This is a genomic window from Photobacterium pectinilyticum, from assembly GCF_024357955.1.
GTDB lineage: Bacteria > Pseudomonadota > Gammaproteobacteria > Enterobacterales > Vibrionaceae > Photobacterium > Photobacterium pectinilyticum.
Genome location: NZ_JANEYT010000179.1, coordinates 1 through 1364, shown reverse-complemented (window position 1 = coordinate 1364; position 1364 = coordinate 1). Strand labels below are relative to the sequence as shown.

General features: G+C 46.5%; 3 protein-coding genes. All 3 read left to right on the top strand.

Annotated elements, in window-relative coordinates; genetic code table 11:
- On the top strand, positions 1-188 hold a 188-nt coding region (locus tag NHN17_RS25755), incomplete at its 5' end, for a hypothetical protein (protein WP_255045522.1).
- Positions 160-570, top strand: coding sequence for a Rossmann-fold NAD(P)-binding domain-containing protein (locus NHN17_RS25750; RefSeq protein ID WP_255045521.1), 411 nt, complete (start codon positions 160-162; stop codon positions 568-570). The genes NHN17_RS25755 and NHN17_RS25750, both read left to right, overlap by 29 nt.
- A 212-nt stretch (positions 571-782) precedes the next feature.
- Positions 783-1088, top strand: coding sequence for a Rossmann-fold NAD(P)-binding domain-containing protein (locus tag NHN17_RS25745; protein ID WP_255045520.1), 306 nt, complete (start codon positions 783-785; stop codon positions 1086-1088).
- Positions 1089-1364 lie beyond the last annotated feature (276 nt).

Here is a 1364-nt window from a genome sequence, read left to right as displayed (position 1 = left end):
AAGCTCCATTAATGAAGGAGCTTTATCAGTACCAGGCATTGATGATTACCGGAATATGGGGAGAAACACCCGCTTACTTTTTATGTATTCACTATATCGAGAAAAAGCTTTTAACTAAGGAGGATGATTTTGAAATGAATCGCAAGGTTGGAGAAAAACATGAGAAGAGCCTTAGTGTTAGGTGCTGAACATGAAATGGGGGCACTGCTTTGTCAATCACTTGCACAATATCATTGGCAGATCACTGCAACAATTGCCGACCCCAGCCAACCTTTCTCACTGTCTGCTAACCTGACACTGGCTGAACTCACCAAGCAAGATGGAGAATTGCTCGATGACTTGGTGGCTGATACCGACACCGTTTTCCTGCACCTGCCTGATCCTATTTTGGACAGGCGGGTGATTTTTTCTCTCGATGAGATATTGAAACGGGTGATCCGGTATCAAAGCAACTTAGTTATCACCACCAATGTGTACGATACTTGCCATTCTTGGCTTAATAGCCTCATTTTCTGGCAAAAAAAGAAGCCGGTTGATTATGCCTTACCAAAAAAATACGCATCCAGCTAGAAAAGGCTGCGTCCGCAGGTGCTAATATTAAGGTTCTTTGCTACGGGCATAACCTGAACTTTTCCCTCGACCGGAGCTACCTCGGGATCTTAGTCAAAGAAACCAATCATAAGCTCATTCTGCAGTCTCCCAGTGCCTATGAGGTAAGCCACTACTGGACTTATCTCCCAGATTTAGCAGAGAACATTGCCCAACAAATCACTACCGAGCCCATGTTCACCTGTCCTCTGGCTATCGATTACTACCCTGGCCATCAAGCCAGTATCAAAGATATTGCCCGCGGCCTGGCGCTCAGTACTGGAAAGCCGGTGACGGTCACTCCGCTACATTGGACCTTACTCGAAGCGATTGCATTGTTCTCGCCGCTGTTCCGTGGTTTTATCAATATGCGCTCCCTGTGGCAGCAAGGCGGGAGATTACCTGTGCGCTCTTCGCATTGGCAACAGCCCGTGATCAAGCATACTCCGCTGGAGTTGGCATTGCAGCATAGTTGGCATCAGCTGAGGCACCCTTCCTGACTGAATAGCGGCTTAATTGATACGAAACAGTTCTTAAAGGCGGTCACATTTCCCTCACTCGGTCGATGCATTCACTTATGAGATCAATATGATATTCATTAACTCACACTGCCAACCCAACCATCATGCCTCAAATCCCCTGCGCGTCGATGTCGCTCCACAAAGGCTGGCTTGACATGCTACAGCAAACCGCTATTCAATTCGCTATGTTCCTTTTAACTGTTGCTGAAGACTTAACATCCTGTTTTCGTTAATTTCTTCAGTCACATCCATGTA